Below are 26999 nucleotides of genomic sequence, written 5' to 3'. Positions count from 1 at the left end.
TTTAATTTAAACTGCCTGCACTAGCAAGTGCTTCTTCATCAGAATCATCAAATTTAACTGATATCCAGACGCTGGCCAAAATCATTGCTGAACCAATGATAAAACCAACTGAAATTTGCTCACCCAATAATAACCAACCTAAGAATGAACCAACAATTGGTTGAATCAAGTAGAACAAGCCTGAAGAACTGGCACTGATAACTTTTAGTCCTTTATTCCACATTACATAAGCAACAGCGGTTGAAACTGCTCCAATGTAAAGCAAACTAAAAATAACTTTTGGATCTAAGAAATTGATGCTTGTAAGTGATGCTGTATCACTTAAAATAAATGGCGTCAGAGTAACAACAGCTACTACGGTTGACATAATAGTAATTTGTAAAGAACTGTAAGTCTTTACTTTTTTAACTAAGACGGACATCAAGGCCCAAGTGATGGCGGTAAGAACTAGAAGCATAACTCCCATAACGACGTTACTACCTGTCATCTTCAATCCTACAATCATCACAACACCTAAAATGGCAATGATAACGGAGAATATCTTGACCTTATCAAGTCGTTCTTTCAAGATTAACCATCCAAAAATAATCATAAATGCTGGAATGGTTGAAGTTATAACCGATCCGGTTTGAGCATTTGACAAACCTGTACCCATTTCTTGAGCAACTAGAGAAATAGTATTTCCAATTATTCCGATCCAGAAGATTAATTTTAGATCAGGCCAATTGATATGCCATTTTTCTCCCTTTATTACTGAATATCCAATTAAAAATACTAATGAGATTAAGTACTCCAACCAAACTAATTGTATTGGATGTACCTCATCGACAACAATTTTTACAACTACGAACATTGCGCCCCATATAACAGCGGCAATGCTTAATTCAATGGATCCGAGAACCCTTTTAGACTTCATGAGTAATATTTCCCTTCGCTTTGATTTCATTTTGAATTCATTGCTACGCTACCCTCTCGAATAGCCGAAATATTACTGCTGTCAATTAACGATAAATATTCACCTTCCTTATGGTTAACGTGTTTAGTATAACAATGCTAAATAATAAAACAACGCCTCTAGGGCGGTAAACGTTTTCAATTTAAATATTGCTATATATCTTTATCTTTTATAAACCTATGCCGGAAAAATACTAATATATTAATCAAAAAAGACAATTTCTTAAAAAATCAGGTATTAACCGAATTTTTAGAAATTGTCTTTTTTATCCTAGGAGTTTCATCATCTGCAACCAATTTAGAGCCAGTTCAATCCATTTTGAAGTCCAGGCATTCAAATATTTATCTTTTCCAGGCTTTTTCGTTACATAAGTTCCAAATGCCAAACCATGAATACCCGATCCAAACATATGATATTCAGCTGGCAAACCTAACTTAGTCATTTTTTCAACGTATAACAAAGTATTAATAACGTAAACCAAATTATCAGTTCTAGTTTGCCAGACAAAAGCTGGCTTAGAATTCTGATTCAGAAGATCTTCAGTTTTCCAAAAGGTAGGATCGTTGCTGATCTCATGTAAAACCTTATTATCATTAGGAAAGCTTCCCTTTATTGTCATATCGATGACTGGATATCCTAATATAACTCCAGCTGGTTCTCCGATGTATTGGTCAATTTGATACCTTTTTCTCAACTCAGGGTCCGTTCCAGCACCGTTATAAGCAGCTACTAAATGGCCTCCTGCTGAAAAACCGGCAAGGATAATTCTTTTTTTATCAATGTGACGAGAATCGGGCTGACGTTCAATCCAATCAATTGTTTTAGCCAATTGCTGCAAGGCTGTCGGATAAACTGGTTCTTCATCAATCAATTTATATTCCATAACTACCGCATGCATACCAAAAGAATTGAATCTTAACGCAATTGGTTCCTCTTCTCTTTCTGAATGAAAAGTAAAACCCCCACCTGGGCAAATAATCACTACTGGATATTCAACTGCTTGACCAAAATCTTCTATTTGATCCAGCCAATATCCTTTAAGTTTAAATTCATGATCAGAGATCTCTAGATTATACTCTTTTGCGTCCATATCATCGTATCTCCTTAACTTTTAAGCTACATTTACTTTGTTCAAATCCATCGGATCATTTTTCTTAATTAGCATTTTATCAGTAAATCCGAATAGATAGACCATTCCTACGGCAATTACTAATGTAGCATAATGAGAAATCAAATATCCATAGAAATTGCTGCCGATTCCAACTCCAGGCGTTATAAAGGCTGGAAAACCAATCAAAGCACCCGAAAGTGCATAGTTATCAACTCTTAAGAATCCTGTCAAGGCTCCACCAATAGCACTGGCAATACTTGCAACCACAAAGACCCGTTTATACTTCAAATTAACACCATAAAGTGCTGGTTCCGTAACGCCACAGAAAGCTGAAACCGCAGCAGCTAAAGACATTTCTTTCAAATGTTTGTTTTTAGTTTTTAAGAAAACAGCTAGAACAGCTCCACCTTGAGCAACCATTGTGATAGAAAGAATTGAATTAATATAGCTATGACCATTAGTGGCAATATCATTAATAACAATTGGAATAAGTCCCCAATGCAATCCAAAAATTACCATCGTTTGATAAACTCCACCAATTACAAAGCCACATAGAGTAGGACTAAAGTTATAAATAGCAACTAATCCATTAGATAGGCCTTTACTTAGGACAGTAATGATTGGACCAACGCCGATTATAATAATTAAACTAAGAATTAATGCCTCTAAAATAGGTGCAAAAACACTTCTAATATATGTTGGAATTATCTTTTTTAAAAATTGTTCAACATATTTACCTAACCAGGCCGCCACAATAATAAGAAATACTGAAGATGTATATAAAACCAGAGTTGTAGGAATACCTAAAAAGTTAGTGCTTGCCGTACCTGCTTTACTTGCTAAGGTCACAATTTGAGGATAAATTAAAATTCCTCCAACAATAGCCAAAACAATTGGATCCGATCCTAACTTTTTGGCAGCAGTAAATCCTAAAACAATTGGCAAGAAATAAAATGTCGCATCGCCTACAGCATTTAAAATGACATAAGTTCCACTTGTTACTGATAAAATTTTAAATCCAGTTAAAGCAGCTAAAATACCTTTTAAAATACCAGATCCTGCTAAAATACCAATAATGGGAATCATAGAGGCCGTTAAAACACCAATAAAGTTACTTGCGCCCTGTTTGATTTTACTTCCTAAGCCTAAATTTTCTTTACTAGCAGCTTTAGTTGTTTCTTCTACTGCTCAGCAGTTGCCTCCGCATCTGTATATTCTGTTCCAATTTGATTTATAACGGCGTCATAAACATCCGTAACTGCTTGTCCTATAATAACCTGATATTGGCCGCCTGCTTTAGCAACAGTAATAACGCCTTTCATATTTTCTATTTTGTCATCGTTTGCCTTAGCATCATCCTTTAAATAAAAACGTAATCTAGTTATACAGTGGATAACACTGTTAATATTGCCAGTTCCACCGACATTTTCCACAATATCCGCTGCTAGATCGGCGTATTTTCCATTACCTTTTTTGACGGTACTATTTTTTTTGTTATCAATACCAGCTTTAACTGTAGCTACGGCAACCACTGTTCCAGCGACAACATCCTTATCAAAATTAGTTGTTAATAACTCCTGTAAAATATCATTACTATTAGTAAGTGCCAAAATAATTGTCGTTTCTTTGCCTGCATCTCTTACCATCTGCAGGTTCATTTTAATAACTGAATCGCCAGCTTGAACAGCATCACCTGGTTTAACTGCAACTTCAAATGGTTTTCCATTTAATTCGACTGTATCAATACCTAGGTGAATTAAAATATCGGCCCCATCTTTAGTTTTTATTCCCAAGGCATGTTTAGTTTCTGAAACAAGTGTAACTATTCCATCTGCTGGAGCAACGATATTACCCGATGTGGGTTCAATTGCAAAACCTTGGCCCATCAATCCTTGTGAAAAAACTGGATCATTTACTTTAGATAAGGCCAAAAGTTTACCATTGGCCGGTGCGACCAATGAGATCAACGTCTGCTTGCTCATAATATTCAGTCCCTTTTGCTTAAGTCTTTTTGATTACGCTTACATTATATGTTCAAACATGTTGGTCGTCAATATTTATTCGAATAAATTTTTCTTAAAAGTTCGTATTGCTTTAAGAGCAAGCTTAATTGCTATTAATTTAACCTACTTTTATTTGTTATTTTTCGATTGAATTCATTTAATTTCATTATCGGCAAAAATATAATCTACATTTTGTAATATATTTTTAATCAGCAGGCTTTTAAAATGTCCCTCATCAGATATGATTTACTAGTTTCAATAATATTTTTATCTAGCATGAGTTATAATTACTTTTATGCTTATTTATTTCTTAGGAGACTATAATGAATTTTTTACAATTTGAATGGATGTTAATTTGGATAATTATTATAACTTTGATTACCGCTATACTTACGATTAGCATTTTCTATTGGCATTCAAGAAAATCTAGTAATAATTATTTAGAAAATAAAGAATTCGAATTACGTTATTTTATCCAAAAACAAGTTGATTATTCTGGTAAAATTATCGGTTATGAATGTCTATTAAGACAAAAAAAGCCTGACAACACTTGGTCATTACCGGCTAATTTAGATTCTCTGCCCTTGCAGCGTGTTGTTTTTCTATTAGAAGACACCTTCAAATCCTTACCGGCTAAACCAATAACCCTCTCAATCAATTTAGAATACAATCAAATTATTAGTCCTGATTTTCAATATTTTGTTCGTTGGGCTATTTCAAAAATAGAACCGATGAACCTATCAATTGAATATACACCTGGTCAAGTTATCCACTTTCAAAATAAATATCTCTTTGAAAAAAGAATTCGGCAGGCACGTAAGTATAATATGCAATTCAGCATTGATAACGTTGGTTCCAATTCTAAAAATTTAAAAGATATTGAATGGATGTTGCCATTTATTGATAACATAAAATGTTCAATGCGCAATTTTCGAAAAAAGAATCCTAATATTTGGTTAGATTTAAACTTGCAGTCCTGGAACAAAATAGCTAAAGAAAATAACATCAATTTAATTTTAATGGGTATTGAAGACGAAAAAGACGAAAAGCTAGCTGAACAGCTAAATATCAAAACACGTCAAGGATATCTTTTTGGACATCCTCAAAATCCTAATCGAAAGCAATCATGAAAAAAAATAATAAAAAACAACAATTATATACAGATAAATACTTTGAACCTGGACATATTTTACTAAAAATACGACAAACTATAGTAGCTATTTTAGGATGGATTGCCGTCATTCTTCCTATTACTATCACAATAACTTCGTTATGGGCGAGTTTTGACAGCCGTATTCCCCATATTTGGGATTATCATGAAGGAATCTATGAAATTATTTTTATTGGTACCATTCTACTTTTTAGTTTCGTTATGACGGCTATTTTTTCAATCAGTTTAACTTTGATCCAGAACCGCAAACGTGATCGTTTAGCTGAACAATGGCCTACTTATAATCCGATCAATCAAAAAAAGCGCAAGAAAGTTATTGATGATTTTTTTGATAAACGTTTTGGCGACAAAGAATTTCGGGAAAATGTTCGTACATATAACGTTCAACCAGAACAAAACTTGGAAACACATCAAATACAAGAACTATATGCTCACAAAAATTTAGATGACATACATTAGGAGAAAAAATGTCAAATATTTTTATTAATCATATTTTGGGATCAACGCCTTTGGCTACTACGATTAATATTTGTTTATTGATTCTATGTTTATATCCGATCGTAGGATCATTCTTTTGGTTCTGTGGCGCGTTATGCTATCGTTTCTTAAAATCAAATAAGCGCGATGACGATTGGCAAGTTTTGCCTAAATCAAAACAGCCAATGATTATCATCATGATTCCAGCTCATAACGAAGAGGTGGTTATAGAAGAGACCATTACTTACCTTTTTGAAAATCTCAACTATAGTAATTTTGAAATCTTAGTTATGAATGACGGCTCAACTGATGATACTGCTGCTATCATTAAACAGCTTCAAAAAAAGTATCCTCAATTAAGAACCATCAACATTATAAAAAATAAAGGTAAAGCCCATGCATTCAATATCGGTATGCATTTTGCCAAAGGAGAATATATTCTAAGTAACGATGCCGATACTATTCCAGAGCCTGATGCTTTAATGAAATATATGAATTTCTTTATACATAACCGTGATATGAATACTTCTGCAGTAACCGCTAATATGGATGTCCAAAATCGAAGTACCCTTCTTGGAAAATCTCAAACTGTTGAATTTTCTAGTATTGTTGGTGTCATTAAACGTAGTCAAACCTCTATTAATGACTCAATGTATGCTTATAGCGGTGCCAACACTCTTTATAAAAAAGATTTTCTCATTGATGTCGGTGGTTTCAGACAAGATCGGGCCACAGAAGATATCAGTATTGCTTGGGACCACCAATCAATCGGTGCTATTCCTAGATTTGCCCCTAACATTATCTTTCACATGAACGTTCCAGAAACAATTGGTCAATTATATAAACAACGCCGTCGTTGGGCTCAAGGTGGTACTGAAGTTTGGTTAACTAATATAAAGAAATTTATTTTCCATCCTATTAAGCGGCGTTATCAAATGTCGATGTTCATCGATTCTACTTTATCAATCGTTTGGTCATTCTTTTTTGTCATTACCACAGTTGCCTTCTTATTCACGATGATTTGGCTAGCTTTGCATGGCAATTACGAACGCTTATTCCACGGTTTTGGTATTTCCTTTATCTTTGTGACCTTTGAATTAATTGCTGGTTGCCTACAACTTTTCACAGCCCTCCTGCTTGATCATAATGGTGCCAAACTTAAATATGCCTTTTTTGCGCCCCTATACATGTTGTTTTATTGGATGGTCAATCCCTTTACAGTTGTAACAACTTTAATTCCTGCTATGAAAACTATCTTAGGTTTCGGATCAGGTACTTGGGTCAGTCCGAAAATAAGCTCCTTACAAAATCATAAATAATCACTTCTTTAAACATTAGAGTAGACAATTGTAGTCTAAAAAACTATGATTACTTAGACATAAAAAGGAGTTTTTAAGGAGTAATAATGAAAAGAAATTCATGGATTGCTTGGATAGTCGGTATAGCCGCAATTTTTGCCATCGTCGAAATCAATCCCCAAATTATTCCAAAGGCCAAAAGTGAATTAAAAGCAGTTAATTCACAGATTCAACCTTATATTTACTTAATTGGGGCTAATATTAATAAAGAAATTAGTGGTGAAACTAAAACCACTTCTGAGAACCAACTAGGAAAAGTGGCAACTCCGATTGAATCGCCCTTAAAAAATATGCATACCTCAAGTACTTATTATTACCATTTCAAACAAAATGTTCCTCAAAACGTTCGTCAGATATTTGAAAATGCAATAACCGAATACAATAACACCGGTATCGTTAAAATAATTCCAGGAACTGCTCAGCCTAATCAAAACAATTTGACCTTCTTTATTTATCACAAAAAAATTGAGAACATTGTTTCCAGTACGGTTGAATTAGGAAACGGTGGTCCATCAGCTTTACAGCTCAATAACTATGCTATTAACAGTGGCCGGGCTGGACTAAATATGACCTATCCGAATATGTCAGTTAAAAATTCTGTAGCCATGCATGAATTAGGACATGCTTTAGGTCTAGGACACAGTTCTTACACCAATTCAGTTATGTATCCCGTTGACCAAGGCGTTTCTAAATTATCCGAAGCAGATCTTAATGGTTTAAAAAATATTTATAATCAATAATATTTACATCATAATATGAAAAAACGGCAACTCAAAAGTGAGTTGTCGTTTTTTTTACCTTAATGTTCCGAAGGCTTTATTTTATTTGGAATATATTAAATCAACATCTTTAGCATTAACAAATTCATTAGTTGCCACACGATAATAATCTTGACCATTAATATTAACCAACTGATCAGCTTTCCAATCAGTGTTGGCAGCTAATCCACGATTGGTAATTTCTTTATCAGAAATATTTTTGAGATAAGTTATTTCCTTATCACGAGTTCTAACAATGGTATCAGATTTTTGATAAATATAAACGTCGCTTGATTTGACCCATTGATCAGTAGCAACTTGATAATATGTCTTACCATCATACGTCATTACTTTATTGCTATACCAGCTAGAGCTTGGTGCTAAGGCTCTATCGGTCCATTCAGTTTCAAAAGTATTATACAGCGGCGCTACATTAGTGTTAGATTTAACAGTTAAATACTGATCTGTTTCCATAATCTTCTTAGCTGGCTTACTTGGTTGCGTTGAACCACTGGAATGATGCGATGAAGATCCAGTATCTTTATCTTTAGTATAAACAACACTTGTTGGATCAGCTACCAGACCATTCTTAGTTGCAGAAACTTTAATTTGAGTTGGTGAGTTAGTATAGCCTGTCTTCTTAGGTACATCAACATATAAGGAGCTACCAATATATCTAGGTGCCATTTGTTTGGGAACCGTAATTACCAATCCATTCTTATCAAGATTTGAATTAACTGTTACATTATCAGATCCCTCGTAAAATGTATCTGGTTCAACCATATACGTACAACCACTTGTATCCTCAAAAACATCATTAGGATTACTATCAGATGCCCCTTTTCCTACAGCTGACTTTTCTGGTAAAGGATTGTTAATATCCCCCTTACCCACTGAGATCCATTTAGCTTCTGAATATTCTAGTGGACCTAATTGAGCTATTTGCTCCCGATTAGTATCGCTTAAATCCAATTCTTTTAGATTTGAAGCCTCATAAAACATTGATGCATAATTATATGGATCATCATCCCAAAGGGAACTTATATCAAACTTTGACAAATTTAATACCTCTAGCCTAGAACAATATTCAAACATAAGCCTCATATTTTTAACTTTAGATGTATAAAAGTTGGATAAATCTAACGAGGTGAGACTACTATCCCCAGCAAACATTTCGCTCATATCAGTTACTTTATCAGTTGTAAAATTAGAAAGATCTAGTGATTCAAGACTGGTATCTTTATTAAACATTTGAAACATATCCGTCATTTTACTAGTATCCATATGTGTTACATCTAAATTTTTAAGCGAAGAACACTGTTGAAATAGCGATTCAGCAATTACCACTTGACTTGTATCAAGATTTTCCATACCTTCAATTTTCGTTAAATTATTCATTCTCCAAAACAATCCTGATGCATCTTTGGGAAGCACAAGTTTTTTCGGACCAACAATCCGTATTTTGGTAATTTTTTCAAGATAGTCATCACCCCATGGTTGTTTAATATCCACACCATTAGAAGTAAGGCCCACATATTTTTGGTCAACAGTTCCACCATGAATTGTCAATAAACCGTCACTATCTATAGTCCAATCTGCAGTAGTACCAAGATTACCACTAGCTATAATTGTTGGGTTATTTTCATTGCTAGTACTCCCAGTAGTGGAAGTAGTATCTGCATTATTTTCTACTGTATCTGTAGTTAGTGCCCCTGCCGTTGTTGTGTCAGATGCCTTAACCATCTGACTAGAAGCAGTTATTAACGATATCAATAAAATCCCACTATATACTAAAGCTTTATACTTCATATGATTCCCCCCTAGCTCATATGTATTACGCTTTCACTATAACAATATTTATTTTAAAAATCTCGCTAAGATTATAGTTTATAAAATAAAAATAATTTAGGATATACTTTTGTTAAATATAGAATATAATTTTCAAAAAAAGTTCCAGTGTACCAACCCTGATGGTTGACTACACTGGAACTTTTTAATTACTAAAAAATTAAGCAATATTTTGTTCTGCTCATTTTATTAATTTGTTTTCAATTGCGTTTTTCTAACAGCTTCACGTCTGAACAGATATCCCAGTATTATGATAACTAAAATTATCAATATCAAAGCCGTCAACATAATGTTATGAATTCCGTGGAAAAAGATTGTTTTCATTTCAGGGACATAAGCTTTAGGCAATTCCTTAGCTACAGCCGCATTACTCAACTTATTCATCATTGACATCGTAATGTGACCGCCACTATTTTTAACACCATGAATCAATGCTAAATTTAAAATAACACCGTAAATTGAGGACATAAATGTTTGACTAAGGATTCTTACTAAGTAAGCAAATGATGTAGAAATTGGGACATCTCTTGGTTCTACATCAAATTGAACAGCAATCAATAAAGCATTGAAACAGACACCAACACCGAAACCTTCAAAAACTCCCATAATCAATAGAAAAGTATAGCTAGCAGTTTGACTGGCCCAATACAATCCTGCAAATGAGATGAAAAAGGCGAATGTTCCGATAGCAATAATCGCATAACGGCTCATTTTTCTTTGGATCAAAGGCTCTAATTCCGACCCAATGAAGTTAGCAATAGCTCCCGGTATTTGGGTCATTCCACCAATCAAAGCACTTAATCCCATAATTCCTTGAGCCCACATCGGAATGTAAATATTAAAGGCCACAAACGAGCCCCACAATAAGGCAAATAAGATCAAATCAATTACTAATTTTTCATTTTTAAATAAGCGATTAGGTACAATCGGATCATCAACTTTATTCTCAACACGAGACATCCAAAATATCAATAATCCTCCAATAACGATAAAAGCAATTGTAATAAAGATTGAAGAAACTCCTAAAAGTTGAATTCCTACTAAGAAAGAAGTCAATCCTAAAACCATCAGGATAGCACCACGATAGTCTACTCTAGCTTGATTCAATTTTTCTTTAATATTGAAGAAAAATGCCACAATCGTAATTGATAATAATGCTAAAGGTAAATTAATATAAAATACCCAGTGCCAACTAAATGTATCAACTATCCAACCACCAATTAAAGGTCCGACAATTGATGTTCCACTGAAGCCAGCTGATGCCACGCCAATAACTTGTGAACGACGTTTAATATTTTTGAAAAGCTGCGAATAAATAATGAAGGGAATCGTGTTCATACCACCTGCACCAATTCCCATAACGCTTCTAGCGGTAATAAACCAAATAATATTAGGTGCTAATCCTTGAAACAAGGCTCCGATCATAAAAACAATCGTGGCTGTAATATAAGCAACCTTATTTCCTTTCTTCTCACCGAACTTACTCCATAATGGTGTAGAAACTGCCATCCCCAATAGAAAAATAGCAACGATCCAACCCATATATTGAATCCCATGCAAGTCACTAATAATAGCTGGTAACGCGGTATTAATAATAGTCGCATCCAGTCCGGCCATCATATTAGACAAAACCAATGCAAAAGTGACTAATAATTTACGATTTCTACTCATGCCCTACTTCTTTCCCTCAATTAATTCGTCAATAAAAAATAAGACCTACACATACGTGCAACGTCTTAAATTCTAAGTAACATTTAAAAAATATATTTACTGAAAATGATTATCTCACTTTCAATTATAGGACTATTTTACTAATCATACAATATAACTAGAGACTTATAGTTTCTCAGGCTGATCCATCAAATCTTGCAATTTATTGAAGAATTGTGCTGTCTGATAACCGTCACAAACTGCATGATGAATTTGGAAACTCACAGGCAATTTAATATCGCCAGCCGCTCTCTCAAACTTGCCCGCTGTCACGATCGGTAACAAATAGTTATCTTTGTTATTGACGTTTAAATTAAAGCTAGAATAATTTATCCAAGGAATCATGGAAATATTTACGACATTTTTAGGAATCTCTTCCTGAGGGAATAGTTTACCCATTCCACGATATCCTTTTACATCGACTAAATAATTACGATTAAATTCCGCAAAGGTGTAAGTATCTTGACTATAAATATTAGAAAACAATTCCGTACGACTATCGAACACAGAATAAAATGGCACACTGGTATCATAATAGCCTAGTTCACCTTGATCGTCGAAATCCATACGATATAAGTAGTTAGAATTGATAACTTTTAAAACTGTATAAATAAACAAAGGATAAAAGTTATAATTATTATCTTTTGCAAACTTAACTGCTTTAGCAATTGAAATATCATGCGTCATACTATAAGTAGTTTTCTGACCGATATAATGATTAAAAACTTCCTTACGAGTCCAAGTATCTAAATCAATTTTGGTGAATGTCATATGATAGTCTCCTAAAATTTATTGTTGTTACGATCATCATACATCTTTTAAAAAAATTTGCTGGAACTCAAAAATTTTAAATACTAATTTGATTTCAAAGTAATCAAAATACAAATATTTTTTCTTTATTTTATATGTCTTTAAATAAAAATGTTATTATTTTGTAATATTATTTTTGATTTATAACTTATTTTTGAATGTATAATAGTTATAATACTTGTTCTTATTCTTGGGGGGCAACAATTTATGCATTACAATTTAAAACAAAATTTATTGGTAGTAACTTTTCTATTAATAGGTATTTCTAGTTTCATTTCATTTGATAATACAATCGTTTCTGCAAGTTTGACGGATAGTACCGATCTATCTGTTTTAAAGGCCGCACCGAGTGGTATTTCTGTCGACAAATATATGTCCAATTCTGCTCCCTCAGTTCCTGAGAAAGGCGATATTTATACTACCAATTCAGCCCAAATCTTAGATACCTCTGGAAACAATTCAATTAATGGTAATATTATTGCCTTGGCCAGTGGTAAAAACACTTACGGTTCCATATGGTCGAATGATAAAACCTTTGATATAAATAAGGAACAAACTATTTCGGCATGGCTTTATTTTGGTTCTGGCGATGGTTCTCAGGATGTCAACAGTGAAGGAATTGCCTTTGTCCTCCAAAACGATGATAAAGGTATTGCAGCCCTTGGGGCCGGACTTGAAGGATTAGGAGTATATGGTTATGATGCTTCTCAGTTCACAATAGTGTCTGGTACTGCTGCTAGTCAAAGCTATATCCAAAAAACTGCTATTCAAAATAGTATTGCTTTGGAATTCGATTCTGACAATAACAGTTTTTATACCCCAACAGCACCAATAAATAATGACGGACTCACTGTTCCACCCAGCATTTCTCAAATAGTTAACGGTGCCTATTTTTCACTAGATGGTTATGATACTCAATTAGGAACTTCAGCAACCAGCTTAACGTCATCAGGTTTTTCCGATAAAGTTAAATATGGAGCTGGAGGCGCTTATGGTCACATTGCTTTAACCTATCCTAGCTTTGCTAACCCTTATAAAAAAATTGACAGTTTATCATCAGCTTATTCACCTTGGACCGAAGGCTACGTACTTGCTCACGATGGCGCTCAGCAAGCTCAGTTAACCGATGGTACTGACGAATATGGCAACCCCTTTCAATGGCATCATGTAACGATCAAATGGATTCCAGCTTCATCAGGCAGTACTAAAGCAACCCTTGAATATTCTTATAATGATAAAAATATCGACTACAGTGACAATACCTCAACTAAAAGCGACATCAAGGAATTGACTAGTTCAATTCCCGTCGATACGTCCAAACTGAATTCTTCTGATGGCAAGGTTCGTTGGGGATTCACTGCTGCTAATGGTGCTTCTTCTAATGTTGCTTCAAAATTAGTTGCCTTAGATTCAGCCCCTGGCCTTCTTTATGCTGATGCGGATAGTGATATTGTCGATACAACCTTGGGAAATAAAAAAATCACTGAATCTTCAACTGACAATACAGTTGCTGACGGTGATTCCTTAAAACTAAATTACGAATTAAATTATATTTCTGGTAACGAAGATTGGAAAGATATTGCCGCTAAGATCAAAATACCTGACGACACTACCGTAACACCTGACAGTGATGGAAATGTCGCTACAATCACTTATAGCGACGGAACAACAGAAAATATCAGTTCAAGCGAATTAAGCAATAGTACTATTCAACATACTTTAGCCAAAACTATTGGGACGACTGCTAGTGCAGCAGGTAAAACAGCTACAATTACTATTAACGCTACTGCTAAAAATAAAACTTCAAGCAACATAAATGTTGCTAAATCTGTTGCAACATTTATCGGTTCGAATGAAATATCTACAACTAACAGTCCCGCCTTTACAATTTTAGCCAATCCTTCTTACTCTTTGAAATTATCTAACACCAATAGTTCTAATGAATTGAATTTATTGTATAAACTAGACAATGCTACTCTAAATCTTCCTACTGAACTGACTTATAGCGACAATCATAGCTTTGAAGATTCCACTAATATTCTTTATCAGATTACAGCTGGTGGAAAAGAATTTACAGTTGGTGCCAGTGCATCTGGAACTAGTTATGATCAGACTATTGATTTAAAGAGTCTAATGGACGACGATACATTCTGGAATATTTTTACTGAAGATTCTACTCAAACAGTAACTATAAAAGCTATCGATCAAGCTAATGGTTTAGTTTCTAATACTCTTACTTATAAAGTCATCACCAAGCCCAATAAGACTTTAAGTATGACTGTTTCTAATAATTTAGCATTTCAAAATATCAATGCTGGCGATACGACCAAATATTTACATCGTAAAACTAATTTCAAGTTAAGTGTTACCAGTTTACGTGAGCCTTGGCTGCTTAGTGTTTCTACTAAGGGTCTCTATCTTAATGGTCAAACTCTCAATAAAAATTTGGCTTTAGTTTACCGCAAAGATAGTAATTCGACGTACAGCACTCTCAGTTCAACGCCAACTCTCATTGATCAAAATACTACTAGCTACGAGACTAGCAATACTGACAACATTTCCGATGATTGGAATAAGAATACCGGATTACTTTTGAAGCAGCTTGGTGCTAATACTGCCGGTCAATATACCGGAACTCTTTCATGGAGCGTTACTGATGCATTAAATAATAACTAACAAAAATATCCAAAACTTACTTCTAAAAATGATATAATAATATGCGAACAACAGTTTGCATTTCAAAATAAAACGGATGCATTTATTGCACCCGTTTTTACTTTCACTGATCAAGGAGGGACACTAAAAAATGGAAAAACAACACACTTATATGGCAATAGATTTAAAATCATTTTATGCATCTGTTGAATGTGTTGCTCATGATTTAGATCCCCTAAATGCTAATTTAGTAGTGGCTGACAACTCCAGAACAGACAAAACTATCTGCCTAGCTGTTTCCCCTGCTTTAAAAAAATTTGGTGTTCCTGGACGTCCTCGACTATTTCAAGTGGAACAAATCGTCCGTAAATTAAACCGTCAACGAATGAATAATAATCAATATCACCGTTTAACCAAATATTCTTCAATCAACCGCCAGCATTTACTCAATGCCCCTACTTTAAAAATAGGCTACAAAACTGTCAAACCCCGTATGAATTTTTACATGCATAAAAGTGCTGAAATCTACGGAATTTATCTACGGTTTATTGAGGCTAAAAATATTCACGTTTATTCAATTGATGAAGTATTGATGGATGTCACTGATTATTTGGATACACATAACATAACAGCTCATGCCTTAGCCAAGACTATTATTCAAGAAATACAAGCAGAGACGGGCATTACCGCAACTGCGGGTATTGGAACTAATTTATATTTAGCTAAAGTTGCCATGGATATCGTCGCCAAACATATTCCTGGGGATGCTGATGGTGTTCGAATTGCTCAAATGAATCAACGACAATACCGAAAATTATTATGGGCACATCAACCCCTAACTGATTTTTGGCGAGTTGGGCGTGGCTATTCCAAACGTTTAGAAAAATTAGGTTTGAACACTATGGGCGATATTGCCAGATGTTCATTAGGAACGCTTTCCGATCAAATGAATGAAGAAGTCCTCTACCATGAATTTGGTAAAAATGCCGAATTGCTGATTGACCACGCTTGGGGAAATGAATTTGCTACTCTTACCGATATCAAAAATTATCGCTCTGATGACCATGGATTATATTCTGGGCAAGTTCTGATGAAACCTACTTCCTATGAAGACGGTCTAAAAATTGTTCGAGGGATGAGTGACAATCTGGCTTTAGACTTGGTTCAAAAAAAATGTCTTACTGATCGTATTGGAATTTTCATCAATTACGATATCGCTAGTCTACAAATAGATAATGCTTTTAATGGCAAATTAGTTACCGATTATTACGGAAGAAAAACTCCTAAACCAGCTCATGCCCATATTAAATTAAGTGCCCCCACCTCGTCTTCCAGTGAACTACGACATACTTTTAAACAACTCTACGAAAACAATATCGACAATAAAATGTTGATTCGACGTATAACTTTAACCGTTAATAATTTGATCAGTGAATCTGAAGCTAAACAAAAAGAACAATTTAAACAGATCGATCTCTTTGGCAATGCTGAAGAAGAAATCATTGACGATCAAAGAGCTCAGTCAAAACGTCTGCAAGATCGTAAAATCCAAGAAACCATTCTTGACCTTCAAAAAAGATTTAATAATCGCAATATCATCTTAAAAGCTTCCGACTTAGTTGAAGGCTCAACAACTATTCAACGTAACAATCAGATTGGAGGACATCACGCCTAATGGATGAGAAAAAATTAATTGAACAAAAGATCTTCAATAATACCGACGATTATCAAGATATTATGGCTATTCCTTATCATCATTCCAAACGCCACTTACCTATGAATCAATTAGATCGTGCTTTCCAGTTTGCTCCTTTTGGAGCCTTAGAAGGTTTTAGTGATTTGATTCAGCAAAAAACTAAAGACTACGCTCGCAAAAAATATCTTAATTCAACTGAAGAAGATAAAATTAAGCGACAACTAGAATATCTAACTAATCATCCCCGTAAAGTAGACATCAGTTATTTCAACGACGAATCAGGTTATTATGAGCATCTCAAAGGTTACCTGCAGAAACTTGATTGGAAAAAGGGACGTGCTGAATTTGAAGATACTTCTATTGTTATTTTAAATATTCGTTTGATTCAATTGCTAAATAATAATGATTCGCCTAAAAAAGGATCCTAATGATTTAAAATCATTGGATCCTTAAAATTTATCTCCATCACTTTAATTTTACTAGATTTAAAAACGTTAACACCAATCGTATTTCCATAAATAGAGCAATCTTTTTATGATTGCTCCATTAAATTATTATTATATTTTATAAATCTGGGCTTCACTTTTATCTTTTTAATGCTTCCAAAATTTTAGGTTCAATCTTTTCAGGTTTAGTAACTGGTGCAAAACGTTCAATTGTTTCACCATCACGACTAACTAAAAATTTGGTAAAATTCCATTTTATTTTGCCATGACCAGCTGCATCTTTCAAATATGTAAATAATGGATCTTCTTGATTCCCATTGACCTCAATTCGTTTAGTCATTGGAAATGTAACGCCATAGTGCATCTGACAATAATCACTAGTTTCTTTATCATCAGCTAATTCCTGATGAAATTGATTTGAAGGTAATCCTAATACTTCTAGGCCTTGATCATGATACTTTTGATATAGAGCCTCTAGTCCCTCAAATTGGGGAGCTAAGCCGCACTTGCTGGCAGTATTTACAATCAATAATACTTTTCCTTGATAATCTTTGAAATCAATTGTAAAACCATTCATCTCTGTCTCTGAAAATTCATAAATTTTTGACATATCTTTACCTCCTCTAGTTCTGTTGTCTTAAAAAGCCATCTCGCATTTCATAAACATGATCTGTGGCAGCTAGCAATCTAGTATCATGAGTAATCATAATAACTCCTTTTTGTGACTCATGAGCAATATTGGCCAAAAACTGAACTACTTGTTCAGCTCGACTAGAGTCAAGACTAGCTGTTGGTTCATCTGCTAGAATAATGTCGGGATTGTTATACAAAGCCCGAGCAATTGCAGCTCGTTGTCTTTCACCACCAGATAAACTACTAGGATAATTATGAGCCACATCTTGCAGATCCAATAAATTCAATAACTCATTTTGGTTCATTTTTCTTCGCCGAGAAGTCGTAAATTTATCGACTACTTTAAATTGTTCTTTAACGGTTAAAAAAGGAATCAAATTTGACGCCTGCAATACAAAACCAAACTTGTTGAATCGCAAATCTGTTTTTTCGCGTGAAGTCATTTTGGTCATATCACGTCCGTTTACAAAAATTTTCCCCTGGGTTGGTGATTGCAACAGTCCTAAAATAGTTAAAAAGGTCGTTTTACCAGATCCCGAAGGACCGTATATACCGATAAATTCTCCACTATTAAGGGAAAAATTAGTTGGATGCAAAGCTTCCACTAAAGTTCGTCCAGAACCATACTGTCTGTTTACATTAATCATTTCAACTAAATTCATGATCATTCCCCCTCAATCGCAGATAATGGATCAATTTTAAGAACCCGACGCATTGATAAGGAGCCACCTAACAACGCCATAACTATAATTGCAAGCGTTAAGACACCATAGGCTAACCAATCGCTATAAAACGGTACCGTCTTCGGTAAGAAGAACTGTGTCACACCCATAAATACTAAAGCTAACCCGGCACCAGTCGCTGTCAAAACTAAAATTTGATAAAACAGCGATTCAATAATTCTGGCAGTTCGAATCCCTTGAGCCCGCATAACACCATACAAACTGATCTTTTGAATTGTGATGATATACATGAAAATACCGATAATTAAGAAAGTAATAATAACCATTGCTATAATCATAAAACTGAAGACCAGTACTTGAGCAGTATAACCTGGGATATGATTGACCAAATCTTTGATAGTGATTTGGGTTAACCCAGACTTATTGATTTTTTTGTTATTTCTAATAACCAAAGCACTAATATTTTTAATTTGACTAGAGCCATATTTTAATTCTCTAAAAGTATCCATATTACTAAAAATGACCGGAACCGCAAAGAAACTATTATTCTTAGTTATTCCGACGACTTTGTAATACTTGTCGCTGCCATTGATCTTTATTTGCGAATTCAACTTAATTGAATCATTCTTTAAAGCATCATCGACCACCACTTCATGATTAGTCTTGGGCAAACGACCAGCCGTTAGTTTGGGACTAATGTAACTCTTCCAATCAACCCCAAAAACGTTCGTATTGATTTTTTCACTTGAATTTTTCAGCTGGGAAACGACTGTCATTTGTCCAACTTCAGCCACATTCTTATCATCCGTGTACTGCTGATACTGCTTTTGGGGAATGGTTGATACCACCATACTCTTGTTAGCATAACTGGAAACCACAACTGTCTTGGCATCCCACTGATCAACAGCGGTTCTATTTTCTCTAGCTAATCCCACAGCCAAACTAGTTAAAAAGAAAACCATATAACTAATCAAAAAGACTGTAAAAACAACTAATAAATATCTAGTTTTATTATGTAGGATCTCTTTAATCGCTAAAAACATATTTTCCACCCACATTTTCTACTTCGCTTATATTATAGAAGTAACTTAAGCTTAGCACCCTGCTGAGGGCTAAACAATTTTAAGGATTACTTCTTATAATAGAAGAAAGCCCACTGTCCCAAATAAAGTACCATTAGGCCAATCAAGACCCCTAGACCATTAATATTTTTGGTTAATATTTGAAAAACTATCAACGCATCATAAATTACTCCTAAAACAATAATTTCATATACAAAAACTAATGTTGCTTTTTTTAAAGCTTTTAGCATCTTTCTACCTCAGTTCAATTAATATCATCAATTATACAAAAAAATAGCACTCCAGCAATCATCCTCATGACTGTTAGAGTGCTATTACTATTTACTAACTATCTTTTCTTTTAAAAATCTTTTTAAACATTACCGCTACAGCAGCCAATAACATAGCTCCGATAGAAGCAACTCCAAGTGTCTTTTCACCAGCTTTAGGGAGAAGTCCACTGTTACTGGATTTTCCAGAAGCTGCTTGTGACCCAGTAGCTGTACTTGTAGGTGAACTACCTACAGCACCTCTTTGCATCAAGTCAGTACCCAAACTGCCCGAGTTACTGCCACCGTTAGGATTACTTGCATTCATCCCGACAGCGCTGCCACCTGATAGTCCATCACCTGTACCCGTACCACCTGAATTGCTTCCAGAACCACTATTACCACTGCCACTATTGTTACCTGTATTGCCATTGTTACCACCTGTACCGCCACTACCATTATTATTTCCGTTATTGCCGTCTGTTCCACCATTACCATTGTTATTTCCATTGTTGCCGTCTGTTCCGCCATTACCATTATTATTTCCGTTATTGCCGCCCGTACCGCCATTGCCATTGTTGCCATTTCCGTTGCCGCCACCATTATTGCCTGCATCCTTGGCACCAACAGTTACTTGTACGACATTACTGTCTTTAGTATATTGACCATTCTTGGCAACAGCTTTTACTTTGACTTGGTCGTCCTTATTAAGTTTTCCAGTATCGATTGAGAATTTGCCATTAGCATCAATCATTCCATCTTTTTCACTGCCATCTGGCAAGATTACTACAACTTCAAAAGTTGTGCCATCTGGAATTGGTTGGTTCAAATCAACTGATCCGGTTACTTTTGTATCACCATCTACAATCGGATTAACAACTGGTGGGCTAACTACATAATTATCAAGTGGATTCGTCACTACTGGTAAATTAGGATCTACCAGTACTGAAACCTTAGGACCACTCTTTTCAAATTCACCATTGTGAGCAACTACTTGTACATCAACATATTTTCCTCCAGTTAATGTCCCAGTATCAATTGAAAATTTGCCATCCGCTCCTAGAGTTACAGATTTTTGTGTACCATCTGGTAGAGTTACCACGACTTCAAAAGTTGTTCCTGCTGGTACTGGCTGATTAAGATCAACTGATCCGGTTACTTTCGTATCGCCATCTATAATCTTGTCTACCTTTGGTGCTGCCACATCATATTTATCCAATGGATTTACTTCCGACTTCTCAGATACTGTAACTGGGACAGCTGCACTATCCTTGGAATACTCACCATTATGAGCTGTTATTTTCACTGAAAGTACATCTCCAGCCTTAAGTGTTCCAGTATTAACGGTAAAGTTACCATCTGCATCAACTTCCCCAGTAACTTTTGAACCATCGGCCAATGTTACCACTGCTTCAAAAGTTGTGCCAGCTGGTACTGGCTCGGTTAACGTGACCTTGCCGCTGATGGATGTATCTCCAGCTGTAGCGGGGTTCACTACTGGAGTTGATACATTATAATCTGCCAAAGGATTAGTATCTGGAATCTTAGAACCAACTGTTACTGAGATTGGCGTACTTTCCTTTTGATTATCACCATTATGAGCGACTACCTTTACAGTGATGGTTTCATCTGCGTTCAAAGTACCCGTATCAACCGTAAAGTTACCATTAGCATCAACGCTACCTGTCTTTTGTGTACCATCTGGTAAAGTAACGACAGCTTCAAAAGTTGTACCCTCAGGAATTGGCTGTTCAAAGATAACCTTTCCAGTAACGGATGTGTCTCCTTCTGTTACTGGATTTACTGTTGGAGAGGAAACATTATAGTTTTCTAATGGATTAGTTACTACTGCCGCTGGTTGAACTGTTATTGAAACGGAAGCACTATCCTTTGTATAAGCTCCATTCTCTGCAGTAACTTTTACTGATAACACATCCCCCTCGTTCAAGGTACCTGTATCAATTGTGAATTTGCCATCTGCATCGATTGTTCCTGTCTTTTCTGTACCATCAGTCATAGTTGCTACAGCCTTAAAAGTTGTACCTTCAGGAATCGGTTGATTAAGTATTACAGAGCCCTTTATCGAAGTATCGCCAGCTATAGCTGATTCAATTGTAGGAGTTGCTACTTGGTAATCCTTTAACGGATTTTCTGCTGTGACTTCAGCTTGAACAATTACCGAAACTGGTGCACTCTCTTTGGTATTTTCACCATTTGTTGCAACAACCTTCACTGTTAAATTATCAGCTTCTTTCAATTCTCCTGTATCAACTGTGAATTTACCATCTGCACCAACTTCGGCAGATTTTTCCGTACCGTCAGGCATAGTTACTATAGCCTTGAAAGTTGTTCCTTCGGGAATCGGTTGTGCTAATTCTACGGAACCTGTAACAGAAGTGTCACCGGCCGTAGCTGGATCAACCACCGGGGATGCAACAACATAATTTTCCAATGGATTAGTTGCTACACCTGGCTGAACTGTCACCGCAACAGCAGCACTATCTTTTGTAAAGGTATCGTTTTTGGCAGTGACTTTTACTGAAAGAACATCTGCTTCTTTTAATTCGCCTGTCTGTACTGTAAAACTGCCATCCGCATTAACGTCGCCTTTTACTTCAGAACCATCAGGCAATGTTACTACTGCTTCAAAAGTTGTTCCGACTGGTACCGGTTGATTAAGGCTTACTGAACCCTTAATTGAAACATCACCAGCTGTAGCTTTCTCAACTTGCGGAGCTGCAACAACATAATTTGCTAATGGATTCTCAGTACTAATTCCAGCTTGAACTGTTACTGCAACTGGTGCACTATCCTTAGTATTTTCACCATTTGTTGCCACTACTTTTACAGATAAATTATCGGCTTCTTTCAATTCACCTGTATCTACAGTAAAGTTACCACTGCCATCAACATCACCACTCACTTCAGAACCATCAGGCAATGTCACTATGGCCTTAAAAGTTGTACCTTCGGGAACTGGCTGAGTTAATGTTACCGAACCCTTCACTGAAGTATCACCGGCATATGCTGGATTTACCGCTGGAGCTGCGACAACATAATTCTCTAGAGGATTAGTTGTCGCATCCTTTGCACCTACTGTTAAAGTAGCAGGGCTGCCATCTTTAGTATACGTTCCATTGGTTGCTTTAATCTTTACACTGACAACTTCATCTTTGGTTAAAGCAGCTGTATTAATAACGAAGTTTCCACTTGCATCGACTGTTCCATTAACTTCAGAACCATCTCCCAATGTTGCAATTGCTTCAAAAGATGTCCCAGCCGGAACTGGTTGATTAATAACTACCGAACCACTAATAGAAGTGTCCCCAGCATATGCTGGATCAAGTTTAGGGATTTCAACTTGATAGTCAGCTAACGGATCAGTTGCATCATTAGGGAAGTTTAATGTAACTGGTTCGCCACTCTGATCAATAAGAGAAATTATTTCAGCTGAAAGAACTGCATTATTGATTACGGCTGCTCTAACTGTTGCTGTTGGCGTACCAGGATCACTAACCGTTGCTCTTAAAGTTCCGCTAGTTGGTCCTAAAATATTGGCACTCAAAGCCGAATTCAATACCGTTGAACTCCCCGCACCGATTTCATCAATTAAATCAAACAATGGCGTGGTACTACGTTTCAGAACCGTCAATGCCGTATTGACTACTGTATTAGATGAGTTGATGCCATCAACTGCATCTCTTAAGCCACCGAACAGTGCTGCATATGCTTGATTAACATAATTGCCTAACCCTTGAGTAAAATCAACTGAAATAGTTTTACCATCAGCTGAAACAACTCCTGGCAAGGTAGCTTGATAAGACCCTAATTCTTTAAGTTCTTTCAGATCATCAATTGCCGTTTGTAATCCACTGATGTCAATTCCCACTAGTGAAACCGCCTTGGCAAACACATCAACTGCCGTTTCTACCGTAGTGAATAAAACATTTACACCTGGAACATCAGCTGGAACAATTGGTAATAATTGAGCATCAATATCTATCATTGCCCCACTCTTAACCTTGCCTTGTAATTCTGATGGTAAAGAGTAAACTAAAACTTTTTTATCAGCCAAACCAACATTAGCCAACCCTTTTCCAGAATATTTCAAGGATAAGTCATAGTTTCCATCTGAATTTGGCGTCATATTATTTCCAGTAGTGGAAATCAAGCTAGCATCACTTAAAACTGAAATATCAGCCAAACCTGCCGTCGGCATAATAGAACTTTCTTGGGTCCGATTTTGACTACTATCTACAGCTGCACTTACAACTCCAGCACTAGCATTCATTAATAGTAGAATTCCCCCTGAAGTATAAATCGTCGCATTTAATGCTTTCTGCTTATTTTTTATCATAATCTTCACCTCTAATTTTATTTGTGATTTATTGAACATTTATAATGCTAGCATTTATAAATTAATTTGTAAAATAAATTCTTATAGTTTTAATAAGTAAATAATTATAGTTATCTAAAAATAGCTTAAAAAACCATAACATTCACATCTAAAAAAAGAGTTATTCTTACTATTTCAAAAATGATAAAATTTCGGCAATTTTTAAAAACAGTAATTCAAAAATTTCCGTTTAATTTTTTGCGTAAAAAAAATAACAACAAATATGATTTTTTTATCACATTCATTGTTATTTTCTTATGAATCTTGTTTAGTTGCCGCAATATCTACTTCGCGAATATTAACTTCTTGAGGCATGTCATACATAAATTTAACAGTTTCGGCCACATGTTTAGGATCAAGTGTAATTCCACCCATTGTTTCTTTCCATGCTTCATAATCTGTTAAAGCCGACTTGCTTGTCACGTGCGTCAAAAGCTCCGTTTCAGCGGCACCAGGTTCTACCATCATGATTCGAACATTCTTAGGAGCACTTTCTTCACGAATAGTTTCTGATAATCCGTGAACACCAAATTTAGAAGCTACATAAGCAGCATGATTAACAAAAGTTTTCTTTCCCGCCAATGACGACATGTTCAAAATTGTACCATGTTGACGTTCACGCATATCATTTAAAACAATTTGTGTACCATTTAAAACACCCATGACATTAGTATCCAACATCGTTTGCCATTCTGTCGGATCTTGATTTTGGACATTACCTAAGAGCATGACACCAGCATTATTAACTAATAAATCAGTTTTACCATATTTGGCTTCGGCCTTGCGGATGGCTTTTTCAAACTGGGCATAATCAGTAACATCAACTTTTTCCAACATTACGTTGTCCATCCCCTGAGCTACTTTTTCCAATTTTTCTAACCGACGACCCAATAATAACAATGGATAACCATCGGCACTAAAGATTTTAGCAATTTGAGCACCAAAGCCAGAACTAGCACCAGTAATAACTACTAATTTTTTCATATATATAATACCTCGTATTTATAAAGATTTTTTCAACGCTTTACAGTATAATTGCAGGTATTAATGACAACAAGTACGCACTTTAAGGTTACTGCTGCCTGTGGAAAACTAAGGAGATACTTTGGCAAAATATTTAAATGAATTCGATGCCACAATGCATATGATTCAAGGCAAATGGAAAATTATGATTATGTATGAATTAGCTGAAACTGGTCAACGACGCTTTGGCGAATTGCAACGTCATATCAAAGATGTTTCCCATAAAACTTTAACCAGCCAGTTGCGTCAATTAGAAGATGATGGATTGATTACTCGCCACGACTATCAAACCGCTGAACCCCATGTCGAATATCGTTTGACCGACAATGGCAAATCATTGATACCAATATTAGATGCCATCTGTACTTGGGGCGATACGCATATTGATCATGCTTTAATCGAACGCTCACTTTGTGATGAATAAAAAATAAGGCTATGTAATGACTCGTTTCAATGAAAAGTTCATTACATAACCTTATTTTTATATATCGGTAACTTTAATACCAGCCTGTTTCAAAATCTTACTTTCGATACCATGTTCCAACTCCTTATCATGATGAATTGGAACCGGAACAGTTACATTCGTCGTTGGATTATACATTTTTAAATGGGAACCATTTTGAGATTTTTTTACAAAACCATGTTGTCGTAATATTTTTACAATCTTTTGGGGTTTCATTGCCATCAGATTACCCCCTCTCGTAACCTCTATTGTACACAATATTGAAAAATATTAAAAAAATAAGGCTGCCTGTTTGAATGGCAGCCTTATTAAATTTCTAATTTATTTTTCAAAACTGCCGAAAAATTATTCATCATCTTGAAATATTGAATCCAAAACTGTTACCAAAATAGATGTCGCTGCCGCAAAAAATGCCAAACCTAGAGAGAATCTTTTAGACAATTATAGATGTAAAAAAGTCCTAATCAAAAAAATCATCATCAAAGCCACAATTGAGATATGCCTTCTATATTTTTCTTTAACCACACCTACAACAACTGTTAAGGGAACAATTAACAAGAATCCACAAATAGATGCCACATCTAATTTTTGCGTATGAACTTAATCGAGAATCTAATATCAAAATATCTAACTACTCCTGAAACCAATGCAACAATATTTCCAACATACTTTAAAAATTCATTTTTCTCCAATTATCGCCATATCTACGTTGAAGTTCTTGATCGATTGCAATCTTCATATCATGATCTCTTTGATTATCCAATTGATCATATCTAACCATAAGATCTCTCCCAGATGCTTGATGAATCTGTTGCATAATTTTTTGATTTCCAACTCTTCTATCTGAATCTTCTTTAAGGCCCCAAATACCTAGTGCCACCAATGAACTAATTATTACACCTATAATATGACCAACTGGCTTACCATCCTGTTTCGCCTTATAAGCATAATATCCGATACCACCTACAACTAATACAAATAATATAAACTTCATATTTAACTACCCTTCTTTTTTATGATGAGCAAGCGTTTTTTGTACCCATCTCGGAGAAAAGCCATACTGAAGTGAAATTTCTTGAACAGATTTATTATCAAAATCATCATCAGATATCGCCTTTTTCAGAGCAACTCGGTCATACAATTTCATTGGCAATTGAAATTGCGTGCCACGATAAAGATTGTAAATTTTCATCATACCCTCTTCACCAACAATGTCATATAAAACCTTGTACGACGGATGAAGTAAATCATAATCTACCTTTTTCCCCATGCACTACCTCCTATTAAGATCATTCTTATTTATTATTAAAGTAGCAGAACCCCTGCAACATTGAAAATGAACCCTGCATGTAAAGTTACATGTACTTTTGCAGTTAAAACGACATCGCCTTTCTATACAAAAAATGGCACCCAATAATAATATTGAGTGCCACTGTGATATAGATATTTTCCCTCAATTTTCAAGTCAAGTGC

General features: G+C 35.2%; 22 protein-coding genes and 1 pseudogene. 8 read left to right on the top strand and 15 right to left on the bottom strand.

All coding sequences use genetic code 11. The features are described from left to right. Position 1 precedes the first annotated feature (1 nt). From FD26_RS06970 to FD26_RS06960, 3 genes and pseudogenes are all read right to left on the bottom strand, one after another. Positions 2 to 916: a DMT family transporter gene (locus FD26_RS06970; protein ID WP_057867713.1), complete on the bottom strand. Its 915-nt coding sequence runs from the start codon at positions 914 to 916 to the stop codon at positions 2 to 4. A gap of 304 nt (positions 917 to 1220) precedes the next feature. Then, on the bottom strand, positions 1221 to 2045 hold the full coding sequence (locus tag FD26_RS06965; protein WP_057867712.1) for an alpha/beta hydrolase: 825 nt from the start codon (positions 2043 to 2045) through the stop codon (positions 1221 to 1223). Between the two features lie 21 nt (positions 2046 to 2066). Beyond that, a pseudogene (locus tag FD26_RS06960) lies at positions 2067 to 4048 on the bottom strand (PTS sugar transporter subunit IIABC). 344 nt (positions 4049 to 4392) lie between these two features. Here FD26_RS06960 and FD26_RS06955 point away from each other — a divergent pair. The 4 genes from FD26_RS06955 to FD26_RS06940 all read left to right on the top strand — a co-directional run bounded on the left by FD26_RS06955 (position 4393) and on the right by FD26_RS06940 (position 7815). After that, positions 4393 to 5199, top strand: coding sequence for an EAL domain-containing protein (locus tag FD26_RS06955; RefSeq protein WP_057867711.1), 807 nt, complete (start codon positions 4393 to 4395; stop codon positions 5197 to 5199). Beyond that, positions 5196 to 5699: a hypothetical protein gene (locus tag FD26_RS06950; RefSeq protein ID WP_057867710.1), complete on the top strand. Its 504-nt coding sequence runs from the start codon at positions 5196 to 5198 to the stop codon at positions 5697 to 5699. Before FD26_RS06955 ends, FD26_RS06950 begins: the two co-directional genes overlap by 4 nt. Before the next feature lie 8 nt (positions 5700 to 5707). Continuing rightward, positions 5708 to 7036 (top strand): glycosyltransferase family 2 protein, encoded by a 1329-nt coding sequence (locus tag FD26_RS06945; RefSeq protein WP_057867709.1) that lies wholly within the window; start codon positions 5708 to 5710, stop codon positions 7034 to 7036. Between the two features lie 86 nt (positions 7037 to 7122). Further along, complete coding sequence (locus FD26_RS06940; protein ID WP_057867708.1) at positions 7123 to 7815, top strand: M57 family metalloprotease; 693 nt, start codon at positions 7123 to 7125, stop codon at positions 7813 to 7815. An 81-nt stretch (positions 7816 to 7896) separates the two neighbouring features. Here FD26_RS06940 and FD26_RS06935 read toward each other — a convergent pair whose 3' ends face one another. The 3 genes from FD26_RS06935 to FD26_RS06925 form a co-directional block, all read right to left on the bottom strand. Further along, positions 7897 to 9642, bottom strand: coding sequence for a BspA family leucine-rich repeat surface protein (locus FD26_RS06935; protein WP_057867707.1), 1746 nt, complete (start codon positions 9640 to 9642; stop codon positions 7897 to 7899). Between the two features lie 228 nt (positions 9643 to 9870). Further along, positions 9871 to 11352 carry an MFS transporter gene (locus tag FD26_RS06930; RefSeq protein WP_057867706.1) on the bottom strand — a complete coding sequence of 494 codons (1482 nt, stop codon included), beginning with the start codon at positions 11350 to 11352 and terminating at the stop codon, positions 9871 to 9873. Positions 11353 to 11517: 165 nt separating this feature from the next. Continuing rightward, positions 11518 to 12162: a CatA-like O-acetyltransferase gene (locus FD26_RS06925; protein ID WP_057867705.1), complete on the bottom strand. Its 645-nt coding sequence runs from the start codon at positions 12160 to 12162 to the stop codon at positions 11518 to 11520. 246 nt (positions 12163 to 12408) lie between these two features. Here FD26_RS06925 and FD26_RS06920 point away from each other — a divergent pair, with 246 nt between their 5' ends. The 3 genes from FD26_RS06920 (at position 12409) to FD26_RS06910 (ending at position 16980) form a co-directional block, all read left to right on the top strand. Further along, entirely contained in the window at positions 12409 to 14877 is a 2469-nt protein-coding gene (locus FD26_RS06920) for a hypothetical protein (RefSeq protein ID WP_057867704.1), read from the top strand. A gap of 130 nt (positions 14878 to 15007) precedes the next feature. Continuing rightward, complete coding sequence (locus FD26_RS06915; protein WP_057867703.1) at positions 15008 to 16531, top strand: Y-family DNA polymerase; 1524 nt, start codon at positions 15008 to 15010, stop codon at positions 16529 to 16531. Next, positions 16531 to 16980 (top strand): hypothetical protein, encoded by a 450-nt coding sequence (locus FD26_RS06910; RefSeq protein WP_057867702.1) that lies wholly within the window; start codon positions 16531 to 16533, stop codon positions 16978 to 16980. Before FD26_RS06915 ends, FD26_RS06910 begins: the two co-directional genes overlap by 1 nt. A 157-nt stretch (positions 16981 to 17137) precedes the next feature. Here FD26_RS06910 and FD26_RS06905 read toward each other — a convergent pair whose 3' ends face one another. From FD26_RS06905 to FD26_RS06880, 6 genes are all read right to left on the bottom strand, one after another. Further along, complete coding sequence (locus FD26_RS06905; protein WP_057867701.1) at positions 17138 to 17608, bottom strand: glutathione peroxidase; 471 nt, start codon at positions 17606 to 17608, stop codon at positions 17138 to 17140. 13 nt (positions 17609 to 17621) lie between these two features. Next, positions 17622 to 18296, bottom strand: coding sequence for an ABC transporter ATP-binding protein (locus FD26_RS06900; RefSeq protein ID WP_198033245.1), 675 nt, complete (start codon positions 18294 to 18296; stop codon positions 17622 to 17624). Next, positions 18296 to 19357 (bottom strand): ABC transporter permease, encoded by a 1062-nt coding sequence (locus FD26_RS06895; protein ID WP_057867699.1) that lies wholly within the window; start codon positions 19355 to 19357, stop codon positions 18296 to 18298. Before FD26_RS06895 ends, FD26_RS06900 begins: the two co-directional genes overlap by 1 nt. Before the next feature lie 86 nt (positions 19358 to 19443). Next, positions 19444 to 19626, bottom strand: a complete 183-nt coding sequence (locus FD26_RS06890) for a hypothetical protein (protein WP_057867698.1) — start codon at positions 19624 to 19626, stop codon at positions 19444 to 19446. A 94-nt stretch (positions 19627 to 19720) separates the two neighbouring features. After that, on the bottom strand, positions 19721 to 24001 hold the full coding sequence (locus FD26_RS06885; protein WP_057867697.1) for an adhesive domain-containing protein: 4281 nt from the start codon (positions 23999 to 24001) through the stop codon (positions 19721 to 19723). Positions 24002 to 24295: 294 nt separating this feature from the next. Further along, positions 24296 to 25024: an SDR family oxidoreductase gene (locus FD26_RS06880; RefSeq protein WP_057867696.1), complete on the bottom strand. Its 729-nt coding sequence runs from the start codon at positions 25022 to 25024 to the stop codon at positions 24296 to 24298. A 154-nt stretch (positions 25025 to 25178) separates the two neighbouring features. Between FD26_RS06880 and FD26_RS06875 the strand changes: the two genes are divergently transcribed. After that, the gene (locus tag FD26_RS06875; protein ID WP_057867723.1) at positions 25179 to 25487 is read left to right on the top strand and encodes a winged helix-turn-helix transcriptional regulator; all 309 of its coding nucleotides are present in this window, start codon (positions 25179 to 25181) and stop codon (positions 25485 to 25487) included. A gap of 57 nt (positions 25488 to 25544) precedes the next feature. Here FD26_RS06875 and FD26_RS06870 read toward each other — a convergent pair whose 3' ends face one another. The 3 genes from FD26_RS06870 to FD26_RS06860 all read right to left on the bottom strand — a co-directional run bounded on the left by FD26_RS06870 (position 25545) and on the right by FD26_RS06860 (position 26796). Continuing rightward, positions 25545 to 25748, bottom strand: a complete 204-nt coding sequence (locus FD26_RS06870; protein WP_057867695.1) for a type II toxin-antitoxin system HicA family toxin — start codon at positions 25746 to 25748, stop codon at positions 25545 to 25547. A 448-nt stretch (positions 25749 to 26196) separates the two neighbouring features. Next, entirely contained in the window at positions 26197 to 26520 is a 324-nt protein-coding gene (locus FD26_RS06865) for a hypothetical protein (RefSeq protein WP_057867694.1), read from the bottom strand. A gap of 6 nt (positions 26521 to 26526) precedes the next feature. Next, positions 26527 to 26796 (bottom strand): hypothetical protein, encoded by a 270-nt coding sequence (locus FD26_RS06860; protein WP_057867693.1) that lies wholly within the window; start codon positions 26794 to 26796, stop codon positions 26527 to 26529. Between the last annotated feature and the right edge of the window lie 203 nt (positions 26797 to 26999).

Origin of the sequence: Companilactobacillus crustorum JCM 15951 (assembly GCF_001434585.1) — a bacterium.
GTDB lineage: Bacteria > Bacillota > Bacilli > Lactobacillales > Lactobacillaceae > Companilactobacillus > Companilactobacillus crustorum.
Note: the sequence above shows the minus strand (reverse complement) of the source record. Positions and strands in the feature narration are given on the sequence as shown.